Consider the following 16,252-nt stretch of genomic DNA (forward strand, 5'->3'; position numbering starts at 1 on the left):
GAAATGACAAAATTGTACGGAAGTTTAGAAGCCGGTGGAACCAAATTTATCTGTGCTGTGGGCGATGAAAATTTTAATGTTGTAGAAAAGACACAGTTTCCTACGACTACGCCGATTGAGACGCTAGATAAAACAATTGAATTTTTCTCTCGTTTTGACAATTTAGCAGGTCTGGCAGTCGGTTCTTTCGGTCCTATTGATATTGACCCTAATTCAAAAACATATGGCTACATTACGACAACTCCAAAACCACATTGGGCCAATGTGGATATCGTGGGAGCGCTTCGTCGTGCTTTGAATGTGCCAATCTACTTTACGACAGATGTCAACAGCTCAGCTTATGGTGAAGTTGTAGCCCGTAACAATGCTGGTGGCCGCATTGAAAATCTGGTTTATTATACGATTGGAACAGGTATTGGCGCTGGTGCTATCCAACGTGGTGAATTTGTTGGGGGTACAGGCCATCCAGAGATGGGACACTACTATGTAGCTCAGCACCCGATGGATGTGGAAAAAGGCTTTAACGGCGTCTGTCCTTTCCACAAGGGCTGTTTGGAAGGCTTAGCAGCTGGTCCTAGCTTAGAAGCGCGGACGGGTGTGCGTGGTGAAAACATTGAGCTCAATAATTCTGTCTGGGATATTCAGGCTTACTATATTGCGCAAGCGGCTATTCAAGCAACGGTGACTTTCCGTCCGGATGTCATTGTCTTTGGTGGCGGAGTGATGGCGCAACAGCACATGTTAGACCGTGTCCGTGAGAAATTTACTGTCTTGCTCAATGGTTACCTGCCAGTGCCAGATGTGCGTGATTACATTGTTACACCAGCTGTCGCAGGAAATGGATCAGCCACACTAGGAAATTTTGTCCTCGCAAAAGATATTAGCGAACGCTATGCAAAATAAGTAAACAAAACGTCGAGAGTGTTCAAATAAACTAAGGAGGCTGAGATAGGGGAATCCAGCCTCTTCCATTTGAGGTGAAGTATGCAAAAAGCAATTGTGAAAGATCCTTTATTTTTACAGCAAAAATCAGTCCCTGCCACGAAAGCTGATCTATTTTTGGCTCAGGACTTGCAGGATACCTTATTGGCCCATAGAGAGTCTTGTGTCGGTCTTGCTGCCAATATGATTGGTTTCCAAAAGCGGGTGATTATTTTTATGTATGGCATGCTGCCCATGGTCATGTTTAATCCAGTTCTCATTCAGAAATCAGGAGCTTATGAAACGGAAGAAGACTGTCTGTCTTTGACAGGCAGTCGGTCAACCATTCGTTATCAGAAAATCACTGTCGAATATCTGGATCAGAATTGGCTGAAGAAGATCATCACGTTAGAGGATTTCCCAGCGCAAATCTGCCAGCACGAATTGGATCATTTGGAAGGAATTCTCATATAGGAAATGTATCTGGAAAGGATAGGAATAGAATGAAAGTATACCAGCGCGATGGAGCAAAATTTTATGCCATAGGCTTTCTCTTACTATTTGCTATCTTTTTTATCATGGCTTTTGTATCTATGGATAAGTCCTCCCTTGAGTCAACAAGTCAAAATAGTGCTAATCAACTGGTTCATAGGGCTTCTACCAACAAAGAAGACCAAAGAAGCAGGCAGACTACTGAAGAAAGCAACAATACGCTCAATTCGCTCTATTGGGGAATGGGCATAACCGCTATTTTTATGTTTGTTCTAGGCTATGTTTCAAATCATAAACCACCGATTTTAGAGATGGATGAGATGGGAATAAGGCTGAGAAGTTTATCTGCTAAGAGAGAGAAGTACTTCTTGTGGCAGGAGATTGAGCAAATTGAATACGACATATCTCGACCTAGGATGAGATCTTCCGAACCGACCAGTCGAATTTTATATTTCTATCCTAAAAATCAAGAGGAGAGTGCGGTCTCTTTAGACTTGGCAGATGTGAAAAATACTAGCTTCAATGAACTTCATCAAGAAATTTCCAATCTTGCGCCTCATATCAAGTGGCTCTTTCCATAGAAATGAATGACGAGGAAGATTATTCTAGAGTAGGGATTTGCTACTCCTGTTTCGGTTAAAAATATTAAAATTAAAAAAACTTTGGATTGGTAGAACTGGGACTCTTGGTTCCAGTTTATTTTTTGTCAAAAAATAGTTCTCATAGAAACTTTTTTCTTGACATCTTTCTTTTGTGTGCTAAAATGGTTCTCATGGAAACTAATTAGTTCTCATGAGAACCAATCTAGGAAGGAAGAATTGATGGAAAAGCCTTTATTAGAAATGAAGCGTTTTGGCCGAAAGATTCATCTCATGGTAGAGAAACTTGCTAAGGAGCACGGGATTGAGTCCATGGCTGGGCCACAGGGGCAGGTCTTGCATATTGTCGCCTGTCGTACGGAAGAGGGGAAGGATACTCTTATCAAGGATATTGAGCAGAAGTTGGATATTTCCAAATCGGTGGCCTCTAACTTAATGAAAAGGATGGAGAAGAATGGCTTTATTCAGTTGGAAACGAGCAAGACAGACAAGCGGGCCAAGTATATCCGCCTTACTCCGCAGTCGCAGGAAAGAATGAAGAAAATCCGTGACTTTTTTGGTGAAATTGATCGGTCTATTTTGAATGGTGTTTCTGAGCAGGAGCTGTTGATTTTTTCTCAAGTCATGAGCAAGTTTTATCAGAATATCGAAAGTTTAGAAAATGGAGGGAAAGATGATTAAGCTATTTAAACGGCTGACGGTAAGGGAAGTGAGCATGATTGTTCTCAGTGTGCTCTTCACCTTCCTGACGGTATATTTGGAATTAGAAGTTCCGACCTATATTTCGACGATTACATAGCTACTACAAACGCCGGGAACAGCCTTAGCAGATTTGTGGGAACCGGGATTGAAAATGCTTGGCTTGTCCTTTGCTAGTTTGCTGTCAGCTATTGTGGTTGGCTTTTTTGCCGCTCGTATAGCAGCTAGCTTTACCCAGAGTTTGCGAAGCGATATTTTCAACCGTGTGCTAGACTATTCGCAGACGGAGATTAAGAAATTTTCGATTCCTAGTCTGCTAACTCGGACGACGAATGACATTACCCAGGTACAGACCTTAATTACCATGGGGCTTCAGGTGGTGACCAGAGGACCGATTATGGCGATTTGGGCCATGACCAAGATTATCGGTAAGTCCGAGAACTGGCTGGTTGCTGTTCTCATTGCCGTTCTTGTTAATATCCTGATGACAGTAGTTTTGGTTACACTGGCCTTTCCCAAGCAGTCAGTAGCGCAGCGCTTGGTCGATAAGCTAAACAGTGTCACTAGAGAGAGTCTGACTGGGATTCGCGTGGTCCGGGCTTATAATGCTGAGGATTATCAGGATGAGAAATTTGCGGCGGCAAATGATGAAGTAACTCGACTCAATCTTTTCATCGGTCGTCTGATGGCCATGATGAATCCAGTTATGATGGGGATTTCCAGCGGTTTGACACTGGCGATTTACTGGATTGGTGCTTATTTGATTCAGGAGGCTGGGCTGCAGGAGCGTCTCCCGCTCTTTAGTGATATGGTCGTCTTTATGTCCTATGCTATGCAGGTTGTGATGGGCTTCTTGCTCATGGGTGCCCTCTTTATCGTCCTGCCTCGGACCATTGTATCCGCTGGCCGGATTAATGAGGTGCTGGATCTGCATTCTTCTATCACCAGTCCGGAACATCCTAAGGCAGCAGCAGATAGCAAGGGAGAAGTGGTCTTTCGAGATGTGTCCTTCCGCTATGCTAAGAATTCTGAAGCGGTCATTGAGCATGTCAGCTTTACAGCGCAGGCTGGTGATACTGTGGCCTTTATCGGCTCAACTGGTTCAGGGAAATCCACACTTGTCAATCTCATCCCTCGTTTCTATGATGTGACTGAAGGAGAGATTCTGGTAGATGGTGTCAATGTTCAGGATTACCAACTGGAAGATCTGCATAATAAGGTCGGCTACATCCCGCAAAAGGCTGTGCTTTTCTCTGGCGATATCGAGAGCAATCTGGACTTCGGTCAAAGCCAAGAAAGCCCGCTGGATGAGCAGAAAATGTGGGAGGCTCTTGACCTAGCACAGGCTAAGCCCTTTGTCCAAGAGAAGGAAAAGGGGCTGAAAGCTGAAGTGGCTCAAAGCGGAACCAACTTCTCTGGTGGCCAGCGTCAGCGCTTGGCCATTGCCAGAGCCTTGGCTCGTAAGCCAGAAATCCTCATCTTTGACGACTCCTTCTCAGCCCTAGACTATAAGACAGACCGCATTTTGCGCAAGGAACTGGCTGAGCGGACGCAGGATATGACCAAGCTGATCGTGGCGCAGCGGATTTCTACTATCATGGATGCGGATCAAATCTTGGTCTTGGATGCTGGTAAGGTTGTCGGTCAAGGTACTCACCGAGAGCTTTTGGCCAGCAACGAAGTCTATCAAGAAATTGCCTACTCACAACTATCCAAGGAGGAATTAGAAAATGGAAAATAAGAAGCCTTCATTATTTAGCCAGATACGGCCTTATCTCAAAGGCTTCCAGCTTCCTCTTGCTTTGGCATTTGTGGGAGCTGTCTTGTCAAACATTATTACAGTCTATGGGCCAAATAAATTAAAAGAAATTACCAATCTCATTTCTGATGGTCTGGCTACCAGCATTGATTTAAAAGCTGTGTCTCAGATTGCTCTTCTGCTGACCGTGCTCTATGCAGTCGGAGCCCTGCTCAACTACGGCCAGTCCTTTATCATCAGTACGGTTATCCAGTATTTCTCTAAGCGGCTGCGGACGGCTATTGCAGAGAAGATAAATAAGCTGCCGTTGGGCTATTTCGATGGTCATTCTCAGGGAGATACTCTGTCGCGCGTGACCAATGACGTGGATACAGTCGGCCAATCCCTCAACCAGAGTCTGGGGAATGTTATCTCTGCTAGCCTGCTCTTGGTGGCTGTGGTTTTGACCATGTTCTTCATGAACTGGATTTTAGCCTTGGTAACCATCTTGGCTACTGTAGTCGGCTTTGTCTTTGTCGGCCTCATCATGGGCAAGTCTCAGGGCTATTTCACCGCCCAGCAAAACGATCTGGCGGCTGTCAACGGTTATGTGGAGGAGATGTACTCTGGTCATAATGTTGTTACCAGCTATAATGCCATTGAGCAGTCTAAGGAGCGCTTTGCAGTTCTCAATCACAATCTCTATAACAGTATTTGGAAGTCTCAATTTATCTCTGGCATGATGATGCCGCTCATGTTCTTTACGGGGAATTTTGCCTATGTGCTGGTTATTTTAGTCGGTGCTGCTCTGGCGATTAATGGCTCTATTAGCATCGGAATTATTGTCGCCTTTATGGTTTATGTGCGGACCTTCTCTCAGCCTTTGTCACAGATTGCCCAAGGTATAACTGTCTTGCAGCAGGCTGGTGCAGCACTGATTCGTGTCCTTGACTTTCTGGCTGAGCCTGAGATGGAAGACGACCAGTATAAAGAGCGGCAGCTTGCTGCTGTCAAGGGAGATGTTGCCTTTGAAGAAGTCTTCTTCGGTTACAAGCCAGACCAGACAATCATTCATGATTTCTCAGCCCAGGCCAAAGCCGGACAGAAGATTGCCATTGTCGGCCCGACGGGTGCTGGTAAGACGACCATTGTTAATCTGCTCATGAAGTTCTATGAAATTGACAAAGGGCGTATCAGCATTGATGGTATAGATATTAAGGATATGAAACGCTCCGAGGTTCACGATGCCTTTTCAATGGTCTTGCAGGATACCTGGCTCTTTGAGGGGACGATTCGGGAGAACTTAATTTACAATCAGGAGCATGTCACGGATGAAGCAGTTATTGCCGCAGCGAAGGCGGTCGGTGTTCATCACTTTATTATGACTCTGCCACAGGGCTATGATACGGTGCTGGATGACACGGTCAACTTATCGGTCGGTCAGAAGCAGCTGCTGACAATTGCTCGTGCTCTGCTCAAAGATGCGCCGCTCTTGATATTGGATGAGGCAACTTCGTCAGTTGATACGCGGACGGAGGAGCTGATTCAAAAGGCTATGGACAAACTCATGGAGGGCCGGACTTCCTTTGTCATTGCCCACCGCCTGTCCACTATCCGTAATGCGGATCTTATCTTGGTCATGCGCGATGGAAATATCATCGAGCAGGGCAACCACGATGAACTCATGGAGCAGAATGGCTTCTATGCGGACCTCTATAATAGTCAGTTTGAGGAAGATGAAGTAGCTTAAGGATAGCAATGGGATATTCTACTATAAAGAATGGCACAGCTCAGGCTGTGCTTCTTTTGTAACCAATTCCTTATATGAAGGTTAGAAATGTTGCCTGTTTTACTTAAGGGTGCACTTTAAAATTTTCATTTGATCTGCTTGGTCATTTTAGAGATTGCAAGGATGCATTTTTACATGAGGTTGATTTCAAACGCTATTTACCAGTTTAGCCAAGTATGATAAAATAGAAAAGTCACAGTATTAAGAAATTAAGGAGACAATGATGAAAAAAGTATTTAAATACACAGCCTTGCTTGTGGCAGGTGTGAGCTTAACAGCCTGTGCTTTGCTTCCAAGTCCAAATAAAAAACATTCTGGTAAGCCAAGCCAGGAAACGACTGTCAAAAAATCAGCCAGCAATGGGCAGGTTGATATCCAGATTAAGGATGGTCAGTTCATTATGCCAAGCAACGGATCAGCTGATGCCAAATACTTAGCCTTGTCTTTGGAATTTAAGAATAAAACAAATGATAAGATTATGATTTCCTCCTCAGATATTGGTTTTTATGATTCAGAGGGAGAGAAGATCCAGCCGGTCGGAGTCTATGACGACAAAGAAAACTTTAAAACACTAAGCTATGAAGATTTAGCGGAAGGAAAGACTCTTTCTGGTAATCTGGTCTTTAAGGTTGAAGATGGCAAGAAATATGAACTTCAATATGAGAAGAAATCCTACGGCTCCGATGAAAAAGCAGAACCCATCAAACTAAAAGTTGATCCTGCGAAATATCCGAATCACGTTGACGAATCAAAGAAATTAGCTTCTGATTACCTCAATGCTGTTTTCTTAGGAGGAGAAGCCAAGACAAAATCCTCCAAAGACAAAGGCGGTTTGGTCTTAGGTGGCGATTTGGAGCAAGATAAAAAAGATTATAGAGCAGCTTTTGCAGCAGATTTCACACGTAAATTGCATGATTATCCCTTTAGTGATGATGAAATCAATGCTTTCATTGATGCCTATGTGAAAAGTAATGCCAAACGCTCAGAAATTGATTACACAGTAGCCCAGTACATGCCAAATTCAATCGTTATCAAGATCAAACCGAGAACGGTCAGTCTAAATAAAACCATGTATACCTACCGTCAAGATTTTTATGACAAACATCGCTCTGAATATGGAAGTCTGAGTGACGTCTACAAAGCTACCGATAAGAGCTACGCTAATGATATGATGGCTGGAATGGATTCGCGTCCTCTCCTTACACCAGAACGAGATTATCAGTTGAAATTTGTCAAAACAGATGGAAAATGGGTCCTAGAGCGTGATTATTCTTATGAATCCATCGTCAGAGCTTTTGAGGGCGATATATCCTAATAGCAAGATGAGAGAGCGGATGCTTCATTCTGCTCTCTATTTTATTTTGTTTCCTAGCCTAGCTTTGTGCTATACTGGAGGGTAGATATGCAGAGTAAAGGAGTCTAGCATGAAACAATTCTATGATAAATTAGTAAAAACGCGCCATTATCTCCATCAACATCCAGAGCTATCTGGCCAAGAATATGAAACAACGGCCTTTCTAAGCCGTTATTTGCAAGACTTAGGAATTAAAATTTTGGACTCTGGCTTAGAGACGGGCTTGATTGCCGAAATCGGTCAGGGAGACCCAGTTATCGCTTTAAGGGCAGATATTGATGCCCTGCCCATTTTAGAGAAGACAGATCTGCCTTACGCTAGCCAAAATCCTGGTGTCATGCATGCCTGCGGTCATGATTTTCATCAGACTAGTCTTTTGGGAGCGGCGGAGTTGCTCAAGGCTATGGAAGAAGATTTACAGGGAACCATTCGATTGATTTTTCAGCCAGCTGAGGAAACCTCCCAAGGAGCCAGTCAAGTTCTGGCTACGGGTTTGCTGGATGATGTAGTTGCGATTATCGGTTTTCACAATATGCCCCAGTTAAAAGCTGGGCAAATGGCCTTGAAGCCGGGAGCTATGATGGCAGGCGTGGAAAAGTTTAAGGTGACTGTGGAGGGAGTCAGCAGCCATGCGGCTCGGCCAGATTTGGGAGTGGATACGGTGCTGACCCTGACCAGCATGATTCAAAATCTTCAAGCTCTGGTTTCTCGGACTGTCTCGCCCTTTGAGCCAGTTGTTTTATCTGTGACCCACATTGAGGCTGGGGCGACTTGGAATGTTCTGCCGCAAAATGGCTTCTTTGAAGGCACGATTCGTTGTTTTAACCCTGATTTGCAAAAGCGCTTGAAGGCAGATTTTATCCGTATTGTGGAACATACGGCGGAGAACTTCGGTGCTAAGGTCGCCATTGTCTGGGATCAGACTCCGCCAGTGACCTATAATGATCCAGAATTAGCCGAGCTTATTTTTAAAAATTCTCAGAATATCGGGGAGCTACTGCCTGCCCAGCCGTCTTCAGCTGGCGAAGACTTTGCCTTTTATCAAGAAAAAATCCCTGGTGTCTTTGCTTTTATCGGCTCAAATGGTGCAGCAGATGCGCCTGACCTGCACCATGATAGCATGACGATTGACGATGCGGCCTTTCAGGTTTCTGTGCCTTACTATGTCGAAAACGCCCTCTTCCTCCTCAAGCACTATAAGAAATAACTATAGTCTTTCATAGAAAATAAGAACTAGGCAAGCTCCTCTTCTTTTGTTATCATAGAAAAACAAGATTTCGATATTTTCAAATAGTTTGAATAATCGAATCAGTGATAAAGAAAATCTATCACCTTGATAAAAAATATATAATGGTCAGGATTTTCGACTTTTGGTATGATAGAAACATGCTCTTTAGGAGGAGATAGAGATATGAATATTAAAAAAATATTGAAATACACTGCCACTGCTGTGGTAGGAAGTCTTGCAGTTGGGCTGCTTGTAGCCTGCTCGTCTTCTGCAAGTAAAGATAGTACTACAAAGAAAAAGACGATTGAAGTCGGAACGGTTGGAACAACCAAGCCTTTCTCTTATGAGGATAAGGACGGAAAACTGACTGGTTACGAAATTGAAGTGCTTCGTGAAATCTTCAAAGGTTCAGATAAGTACGAAGTCAACTTCAACAAAACCAAATGGGCTTCTGTTTTCTCTGGCTTGGACAGTGACCGCTACCAAATCGGTGCCAATAACATCAGTTATTCAGAAGACCGTGCTGGTAAATACCTCTATACCAACCCTTACGCTAAAAACCCAACCGTCTTGGTGGTTCGTAAAGGAGTGAATATCAAGTCGCTGGACGATATCGGAGGCAAGTCTACTGAGGTTGTTCAAGGTACTTCAACAGCCAAACAACTGGAAAAGTACAATGAAGAACACAGTTCAAATCCAACAACCATCAACTACACAGATGGTACAATCCAGCAAATCTTGGCTAATTTGAATGATGGCCGTTCAGACTACAAGATCTTTGAGCGTATCACGGTAGATACCATCATCAAAGACCAAGGTTTAGATAATGTCGAAGTGATTGAACTTCCAAGTGACCAACAACCGTATGTCTATCCGATCCTTGCTTCAGGACAAGAAGAGCTTCAAACCTTCATGAACAAGCGGATCAAGGAACTCTACGAGGATGGAACACTTGAAAAATTATCAAAAGAATTCTTTGGCGGCACTTATTTGCCAGATGCCAAGGATATCAAGTAAGTTCTGATTTTCTTTGCCCTAGGCAATTGGAAATAACTTACAACCCTTTCATTAGAAAAAATATATTTTATAAGGAGATTATCTCATGAAATTGAAAAAATGGTTTGGTGCAACAGCACTCTTAGCTGTAGCAGCATTTGGTTTGGCAGCTTGCTCGTCTTCAACATCAAAAAACGCTAAGTCAGCAGACAGTGCAACAGTGACTGTAAAAGTTGGTGTGATGAACCTTAGCGATACAGAAGAAGCGCGCTGGGACAAGGTTCAGGAAATCCTTGATAAGGAGAAAGCAGGTGTTAAATTGGAGTTCACCCAATTTACAGACTATTCTCAACCTAACCAAGCAGTTCGCGACGGTGATGCGGATATTAATGCCTTCCAGCACTACTACTACTTGAAAAACTGGAATAAAGAAAACAATGCTGACTTGGTTTCTGTAGCAGATACGTATATCGCACCAATCCGCCTTTACTCTGGTACTAAAGATGGCAAAAACAAATACACTGCTGTGAAAGACATTCCAGAAAACGGAAGCATTGCCGTACCAAACGATGCAACAAACGAAAGCCGTGCTTTGAACCTTCTTCAAGCAGCTGGTTTGATCAAGTTAGACGTGGATTCAACGAAGCTTGCGACTGTTGCTAACATCAAAGAAAACAAGAAAAACTTGAAAATTTCTGAATTGGATGCTTCTCAAACAGCAGCTTCTCTTACTTCTGTAGATGCAGCGGTTGTCAACAATACCTTCGTTCGTGAAGCTGGTATTGACTACAAGAGCGCTCTTTACAAAGAAAAGACAGATGAAAATTCTAAATTGTGGTACAACCTGATTGCTGCTAAGAAAGATTGGGAAAAATCTGACAAGGCAGATGCCATCAAGAAAATCATCAAGGCTTACCATACTGACGAAGTTAAAAAAGTCATTGAAGAATCTTCAGATGGTATGGATCAACCAGTTTGGTAAGATTTTATAGAAAATAATTGAAGATAGAAAGGGCGGGGAATGGATTTCTCCAGCCCTTTATCTGCTATTAGTTAGAGTTTTTATCAGCAAAGATAACTTAGCAATATTAAAACGCTGAGTCAAAGACTTACATGACAGCAAGTCTTTGCTCTTTCGTGAATCATAGCAGATAATCTTTAAAGAGATGCGATTAGTAGGAGTTACACATGCCTTTCTCAACTGAGAGTGAACAAATTAAAAAGTTTGAAAATGATGAGGTGGCCCAACACTATTTTGAGGTGTTGCGGACTTTGATTTCTAAAAAGTCTATCTTTGCCCAGCAAATTGGGCTCAAGGAAGTAGCTACATATCTGGGAGAAATTTTCACTGCCGCAGGTGCTAAAGTGATGATTGATGACAGTTACACGGCTCCCTTTGTATTGGCAGAGTTTCAGTCGGACAATCCTGAGGCCAAGACTATCATTTTCTATCACCACTATGATACGGTTCCGGCCGATAATGACCAGCCTTGGACCAACGATCCCTTTACTCTGTCGGTCCACTACGGTGTTATGTATGGTCGCGGGGTCGATGATGACAAGGGACACATCACTGCGCGTTTGACAGCAGTGCGTAAGTATATCCGAGAGCATGGTTCGCTGCCAGTCAATATCATCTTCATGATGGAAGGTGCAGAGGAGTCGGCTTCGACAGACTTGGATAAATATCTGGCCAAGCATAAGAAACATTTGCAGGGAGCAGATTTGCTGGTCTGGGAGCAGGGCACGCGTAATAATCTAGGCCAGTTGGAAATTTCTGGTGGAAATAAGGGGATTGTCACCTTTGATATGTCTGTTCGCAGTGCGGAAGTTGATATTCATTCTAGCTATGGCGGTGTCATTAATTCAGCTTCTTGGTACTTGATGGATGCTATCTCTAGCCTGCGTAGTGCTGACGGTCGAATCTTAGTAGAGGGGATCTATGAGCAAGTACAGGAGCCCAATGAGCGAGAGCTGGCTTTGATTGCCCAGTATGCCTTGAAAACACCAGAAGAGTTGAAGGAAATTTATGGACTCCAGCTTCCGGTCTTGAAAGAGGATAGGCAGGAATTCCTCCGTCGCTTCTATTTTGAGCCAGCCATTAACATTGAAGGCTTCAGTTCGGGCTATCAGGGACAAGGAGTCAAAACGATCCTACCAGCATATGCATCTGCCAAGATGGAAGTACGATTGGTACCAGGCTTAGAGCCTCATGATGTCTTGGACAAGATTCGCAAGCAACTGGACAAAAATGGCTATGATAAGGTAGAATTAACTTATACATTGGGAGAAATGAGCTATCGTAGCGATATGAGTGCTCCTTCTATCCTGAATGTGATTGAACTGGCCAAGGATTTTTATCCAGAAGGCATCTCGGTGCTTCCGACCTCGGCAGGAACAGGACCCATGCATACAGTCTTTGAGGCTTTGGAAGTTCCGATGGCTGCCTTTGGCTTGGGAAATGCCAATAGTCGGGATCATGGTGGCGACGAAAATGTCAAGATTGCCGATTATTATACCCATATTGAATTAATCAAGGAGTTAATCAGAAGTTATGAGCAATGAAATTATCAAATTAGACCGTATTGATGTCACTTTTACACAGAAAAATCGTGTCATCAAGGCGGTTGAAGATGTGACCATTCACATTAATCAGGGAGATATTTACGGTATCGTGGGTTATTCTGGTGCCGGAAAGTCAACCTTGGTGCGGGTTATTAACCTCCTGCAGAAGCCATCTGGTGGTCGCATCACTGTGGATGGGACAGTCCTATACGACAAGGGTACAGTCCAGCTGAACGCGGCTCAACTGCGGGAAAAGCGAAAAGATATTGGTATGATTTTCCAGCATTTCAATCTGATGGCCCAGATGACGGCTAAGGAAAATGTCGCATTTGCCTTGAAGCACTCTTCCCTGTCTACTGCTGAAAAAGAGGAGAAAGTTCGCAAACTTTTAGAACTGGTAGGTCTGGAAGATCGAGCGGATAATTATCCGTCTCAGCTGTCTGGCGGTCAGAAGCAGCGCGTGGCGATTGCTAGAGCCTTGGCTAATGATCCGAAAATCTTAATTTCAGATGAAGCGACTTCGGCATTGGATCCTAAAACAACTAAGCAAATTTTGGTCTTGCTTCAGGATTTGAATCAAAAGTTGGGGCTGACGATTGTACTCATCACGCACGAAATGCAGATTGTCAAAGATATTGCTAATCGTGTAGCTGTTATGCAGAATGGGAAATTGATCGAGGAAGGCTCGGTTTTAGATATCTTTACCAATCCACAGAACGAATTGACCCAAGACTTTATCACAACGGCAACAGGTATCACTGAAGCGATGGTTAAAATCAATCAACAGAAGATTGTGCAAAACCTGCCAGCAGATTCTGTCTTGGCGCATTTGAAGTATGCTGGTACGGTGACAGATACAGCCATTATCAACGATATCTACAAGCAGTATCAAGTTTCAGCCAATATTTTACATGCAAACATTGAGATTTTAGACAATGTGCCTGTTGGGGAGATGGTAGTCATTTTGTCAGGAGATGCAGAAAATCTTGCGTCTACTCAAAGCAATTTACAAGCTGCTGGCGTAGAATTAAAAGTGCTTAAGGGAGGAATTTAGATTGATAGACTTGATTAAAACATTTTTGCCTAACGTCTATAAAATGGGCTGGGCTGGTCAGGCTGGCTGGGGAACAGCGATTTATCTGACACTTTATATGACAATTATTTCCTTTCTGATCGGTGGGATTCTAGGCTTGATCGCTGGACTTTTCCTGGTATTGACAGCGCCGGGCGGTATTTTAGAAAATAAAACAGCCTTTTTCATCTTGGACAAGGTCACGTCCATCTTTCGGGCAATTCCCTTTATCATTCTCCTAGCTTTGATCAATCCTTTCACACGGATGATTGTGGGGACAGGGATTGGTCCAACAGCAGCTTTGGTACCATTATCTTTGGCAGTCTTTCCTTTCTTTGCTCGTCAGGTGCAGGTGGTTCTATCAGAATTAGACCGCGGTGTGATTGAAGCAGCGCAGGCGGTTGGAGCTAACTCATGGGATATCATCGGTGTTTACCTGCGTGAAGGCTTACCAGACTTGATTCGGGTGACAACAGTGACCCTAATCTCGCTAGTTGGTGAAACAGCTATGGCGGGAGCGATCGGTGCAGGCGGTCTTGGGAACGTAGCGATTGCCTACGGTTATCAACGTTTCAACCAAGACGTGACCATTTTAGCGACTGTTTTGCTCTTGCTTCTTATCTTCTTTATCCAGTTTCTGGGAGATTTCCTAACTAGAAAGATCAGTCATCGCTAGACAGAGAGTGGGACAGAAATCGGTAATTCGTTAGAATTCGATTTCGTCGTCCCACCTCCGCGTAGTTGAGTAGGGCTCGACAATCCAAAGACAATTTAGAGGCTAGGACTTTTGTCCCAGCCTCCTTTTGTCAGCTATCCTCCTTTGAAAAGTCTGAAAATTTAATTTACATTCTATTTTCATAATGCTATAATAAATAAAGCTAAGTATAGAAAAATAGCATAATAAATTACTTCTTGGCAGTGCTGGATTTTGCCCATGCCGAGGAAAGTTGCTTTAATAAACAACTAGTTTTCCTAGGAAGAAAGCTTATCAAGGATGCTAGATCTACAAACCCTGCTAAAACTTCCTCCTGCAGGAAGGATGGCAAAGCATGAAATGCACATTTTCACTTATCAAGGATATAGCTATCAATAGTTTTATGAAGTTTTAGCTTCACAATTAGAAAGGATTCAATAATGACATCGTTAACACTGAAAGAGTTGAAATGGACGGGAGTCTTTGCTCTGCTCTACTTTCTCTGTGTCGGTCTAGGAGTACTAGTAGGGCACTTTTTTGACAATGCTGGCAATATGCTCTATGCTCCAGTTTTTGCTGCAGTTTTTGGCGGAAGCGTTTATATGTGCTTGCAAAGTAAGATTAAGAAATTTGGAGCGATCAGCTTAGTAGGCCTAATAATGGGAGGATTCTTCCTCCTGTCTGGTCATTTTATGATTGCTGGTCTGCCGGGCTTGGTGTTCGGTCTCTTGGCGGACACGATTGCAGGCTTAGGCAAATACGAAAATAAATTCTTGAATCTGCTTTCCTTTGCTTGTTTCTCTTTTGTTAATTCAGGCCCTATTATCCTCATGTGGCTAGCGCGGCGAGCTTATATTGATAGCTTAGTAGCGCGTGGTAAGACAGCAGAATACATCAATAGGATTTTGCTGCCGTTGGATTTTCCGACCATCGCTAGTTTTATCGTTACGGTCGTGGCAGGTGCTTTAATCGGTGGTCTGCTGGGCCAATATCTGGTAAAGAAACGCAGTGAAAAAGCTGCCTCTCAGTCATAAAAAGTCAAGCCAGATGAAAGTTGCTGGATTTTCCTATCTTAGCTTGCTCAAGGAATTGTTCTGGAATAAGTTTGATCCAGAAATGCCCTAGCTTGCATGCTATATCTTTGAGAAATAGACGGTTATAAAAAAATTCTATGCCTCCAGCTCTAGCGAAAAGAGCCTAATTTTGGTAAGATTAGAAGACTTGGAGAATATCAGGCTTAGGGCCTGGGAGGATTAAGATGAACAACATATTAGTGCTGCAGTCGGACTTCGGTCTGGTAGATGGAGCAGTGTCGGCTATGATTGGAGTGGCTTTGGAGGAATCACCAATGCTGAAAATCCATCATTTGACCCATGACATCACCCCTTACAATATCTTTGAGGGCAGTTATCGTCTCTTTCAAACGGTAGATTATTGGCCAGAGGGAACGACCTTTGTTTCGGTCGTAGATCCGGGAGTGGGTTCCAAGCGGAAAAGCGTGGTTGCTAAGACCAGCAAAAATCAATATATCGTGACACCTGATAATGGTACTCTGTCCTTTATCAAAAAGCATGTCGGTATCGTAGCTATTCGTGAGATTTCAGAAGTGGAAAATCGCCGCAAGAATACCGAGCATTCTTATACCTTCCATGGGCGAGATGTCTATGCCTACACAGGTGCCAAACTGGCTAGCGGCCATATCAGTTTTGAGGAAGTTGGCCCAGAGTTGAGTGTCGAAGAAATTGTTGAAATCCCTGTTGTGGAGACAAAACTAGCAGATAATTTGGTCAGCGGAGCTATTGACATTTTGGATGTTCGCTTTGGCTCGCTTTGGACTTCAATTACGCGCGAGGAGTTCTGCACCTTGGAGCCAAACTTTGGCGACCGTTTTGAAGTCACCATTTACAACAATGATATGCTGGTTTATCAAAACCAAGTGACCTATGGCAAGTCCTTTGCGGATGTCCGTATTGGTCAGCCGATTTTGTACATCAATTCCCTCTATCGGGTGGGCTTGGCTATTAACCAAGGTTCTTTTGCCAAGGCCTATAATGTTGGTGTTGGTGCTCAATGGCATATTGAGATTAAACGTATAGAAAATTAAA

General features: G+C 43.5%; 14 protein-coding genes and 1 pseudogene. All 15 read left to right on the top strand.

Annotation, left to right across the window (positions count from 1 at the left end; genetic code table 11):
- Positions 1-3 precede the first annotated feature (3 nt).
- The 15 genes and pseudogenes from scrK to ACWPVL_RS09725 all read left to right on the top strand — a co-directional run bounded on the left by scrK (position 4) and on the right by ACWPVL_RS09725 (position 16,251).
- The gene (scrK, locus tag ACWPVL_RS09655) at positions 4-903 is read left to right on the top strand and encodes a fructokinase ScrK (protein ID WP_062123547.1); all 900 of its coding nucleotides are present in this window, start codon (positions 4-6) and stop codon (positions 901-903) included.
- An 81-nt stretch (positions 904-984) separates the two neighbouring features.
- Positions 985-1,395: a peptide deformylase gene (locus tag ACWPVL_RS09660; RefSeq protein WP_454388548.1), complete on the top strand. Its 411-nt coding sequence runs from the start codon at positions 985-987 to the stop codon at positions 1,393-1,395.
- 29 nt (positions 1,396-1,424) lie between these two features.
- Positions 1,425-1,994 (top strand): hypothetical protein, encoded by a 570-nt coding sequence (locus ACWPVL_RS09665; protein WP_454388550.1) that lies wholly within the window; start codon positions 1,425-1,427, stop codon positions 1,992-1,994.
- A 240-nt stretch (positions 1,995-2,234) separates the two neighbouring features.
- Positions 2,235-2,693: a MarR family winged helix-turn-helix transcriptional regulator gene (locus ACWPVL_RS09670; RefSeq protein ID WP_454388552.1), complete on the top strand. Its 459-nt coding sequence runs from the start codon at positions 2,235-2,237 to the stop codon at positions 2,691-2,693.
- Positions 2,686-4,452: pseudogene (locus ACWPVL_RS09675) on the top strand (ABC transporter ATP-binding protein). Before ACWPVL_RS09670 ends, ACWPVL_RS09675 begins: the two are co-directional and overlap by 8 nt.
- Complete coding sequence (locus ACWPVL_RS09680) at positions 4,442-6,199, top strand: ABC transporter ATP-binding protein (protein ID WP_454388554.1); 1,758 nt, start codon at positions 4,442-4,444, stop codon at positions 6,197-6,199. The pseudogene ACWPVL_RS09675 and the gene ACWPVL_RS09680 overlap by 11 nt, the downstream one beginning before the upstream one ends.
- A gap of 259 nt (positions 6,200-6,458) precedes the next feature.
- Positions 6,459-7,553 (top strand): DUF4352 domain-containing protein, encoded by a 1,095-nt coding sequence (locus tag ACWPVL_RS09685; protein ID WP_454388556.1) that lies wholly within the window; start codon positions 6,459-6,461, stop codon positions 7,551-7,553.
- Positions 7,554-7,662: 109 nt separating this feature from the next.
- A complete protein-coding gene (locus ACWPVL_RS09690) occupies positions 7,663-8,799 on the top strand; it encodes an amidohydrolase (protein ID WP_454388558.1) in 1,137 nt (378 codons plus the stop codon).
- Positions 8,800-9,003: 204 nt separating this feature from the next.
- Positions 9,004-9,837 (top strand): transporter substrate-binding domain-containing protein, encoded by an 834-nt coding sequence (locus ACWPVL_RS09695; RefSeq protein WP_045500765.1) that lies wholly within the window; start codon positions 9,004-9,006, stop codon positions 9,835-9,837.
- Between the two features lie 85 nt (positions 9,838-9,922).
- Positions 9,923-10,798, top strand: coding sequence for a MetQ/NlpA family ABC transporter substrate-binding protein (locus tag ACWPVL_RS09700; protein ID WP_454388561.1), 876 nt, complete (start codon positions 9,923-9,925; stop codon positions 10,796-10,798).
- 206 nt (positions 10,799-11,004) lie between these two features.
- A complete protein-coding gene (locus ACWPVL_RS09705) occupies positions 11,005-12,381 on the top strand; it encodes a M20/M25/M40 family metallo-hydrolase (protein WP_454388563.1) in 1,377 nt (458 codons plus the stop codon).
- On the top strand, positions 12,371-13,435 hold the full coding sequence (locus ACWPVL_RS09710; protein ID WP_454388565.1) for a methionine ABC transporter ATP-binding protein: 1,065 nt from the start codon (positions 12,371-12,373) through the stop codon (positions 13,433-13,435). The genes ACWPVL_RS09705 and ACWPVL_RS09710 overlap by 11 nt, the downstream gene beginning before the upstream one ends.
- A 1-nt stretch (position 13,436) precedes the next feature.
- Positions 13,437-14,129 carry a methionine ABC transporter permease gene (locus ACWPVL_RS09715; protein ID WP_005591809.1) on the top strand — a complete coding sequence of 231 codons (693 nt, stop codon included), beginning with the start codon at positions 13,437-13,439 and terminating at the stop codon, positions 14,127-14,129.
- A 458-nt stretch (positions 14,130-14,587) separates the two neighbouring features.
- A complete protein-coding gene (locus ACWPVL_RS09720; protein ID WP_454388567.1) occupies positions 14,588-15,181 on the top strand; it encodes an MptD family putative ECF transporter S component in 594 nt (197 codons plus the stop codon).
- A gap of 224 nt (positions 15,182-15,405) precedes the next feature.
- Positions 15,406-16,251 (top strand): SAM hydrolase/SAM-dependent halogenase family protein, encoded by an 846-nt coding sequence (locus tag ACWPVL_RS09725; protein WP_454388569.1) that lies wholly within the window; start codon positions 15,406-15,408, stop codon positions 16,249-16,251.
- Position 16,252 lies beyond the last annotated feature (1 nt).

Source organism: Streptococcus sp. Marseille-Q8145 (genome assembly GCF_965112035.1).

Coding starts and splice junctions, on each gene's coding strand:
- scrK (WP_062123547.1), top strand. CDS start 4: ATGACAAAATTGTACGGAAGTTTAGAAGCCGGTGGAACCAAATTTATC.
- ACWPVL_RS09660 (WP_454388548.1), top strand. CDS start 985: ATGCAAAAAGCAATTGTGAAAGATCCTTTATTTTTACAGCAAAAATCA.
- ACWPVL_RS09665 (WP_454388550.1), top strand. CDS start 1,425: ATGAAAGTATACCAGCGCGATGGAGCAAAATTTTATGCCATAGGCTTT.
- ACWPVL_RS09670 (WP_454388552.1), top strand. CDS start 2,235: ATGGAAAAGCCTTTATTAGAAATGAAGCGTTTTGGCCGAAAGATTCAT.
- ACWPVL_RS09680 (WP_454388554.1), top strand. CDS start 4,442: ATGGAAAATAAGAAGCCTTCATTATTTAGCCAGATACGGCCTTATCTC.
- ACWPVL_RS09685 (WP_454388556.1), top strand. CDS start 6,459: ATGATGAAAAAAGTATTTAAATACACAGCCTTGCTTGTGGCAGGTGTG.
- ACWPVL_RS09690 (WP_454388558.1), top strand. CDS start 7,663: ATGAAACAATTCTATGATAAATTAGTAAAAACGCGCCATTATCTCCAT.
- ACWPVL_RS09695 (WP_045500765.1), top strand. CDS start 9,004: ATGAATATTAAAAAAATATTGAAATACACTGCCACTGCTGTGGTAGGA.
- ACWPVL_RS09700 (WP_454388561.1), top strand. CDS start 9,923: ATGAAATTGAAAAAATGGTTTGGTGCAACAGCACTCTTAGCTGTAGCA.
- ACWPVL_RS09705 (WP_454388563.1), top strand. CDS start 11,005: ATGCCTTTCTCAACTGAGAGTGAACAAATTAAAAAGTTTGAAAATGAT.
- ACWPVL_RS09710 (WP_454388565.1), top strand. CDS start 12,371: ATGAGCAATGAAATTATCAAATTAGACCGTATTGATGTCACTTTTACA.
- ACWPVL_RS09720 (WP_454388567.1), top strand. CDS start 14,588: ATGACATCGTTAACACTGAAAGAGTTGAAATGGACGGGAGTCTTTGCT.
- ACWPVL_RS09725 (WP_454388569.1), top strand. CDS start 15,406: ATGAACAACATATTAGTGCTGCAGTCGGACTTCGGTCTGGTAGATGGA.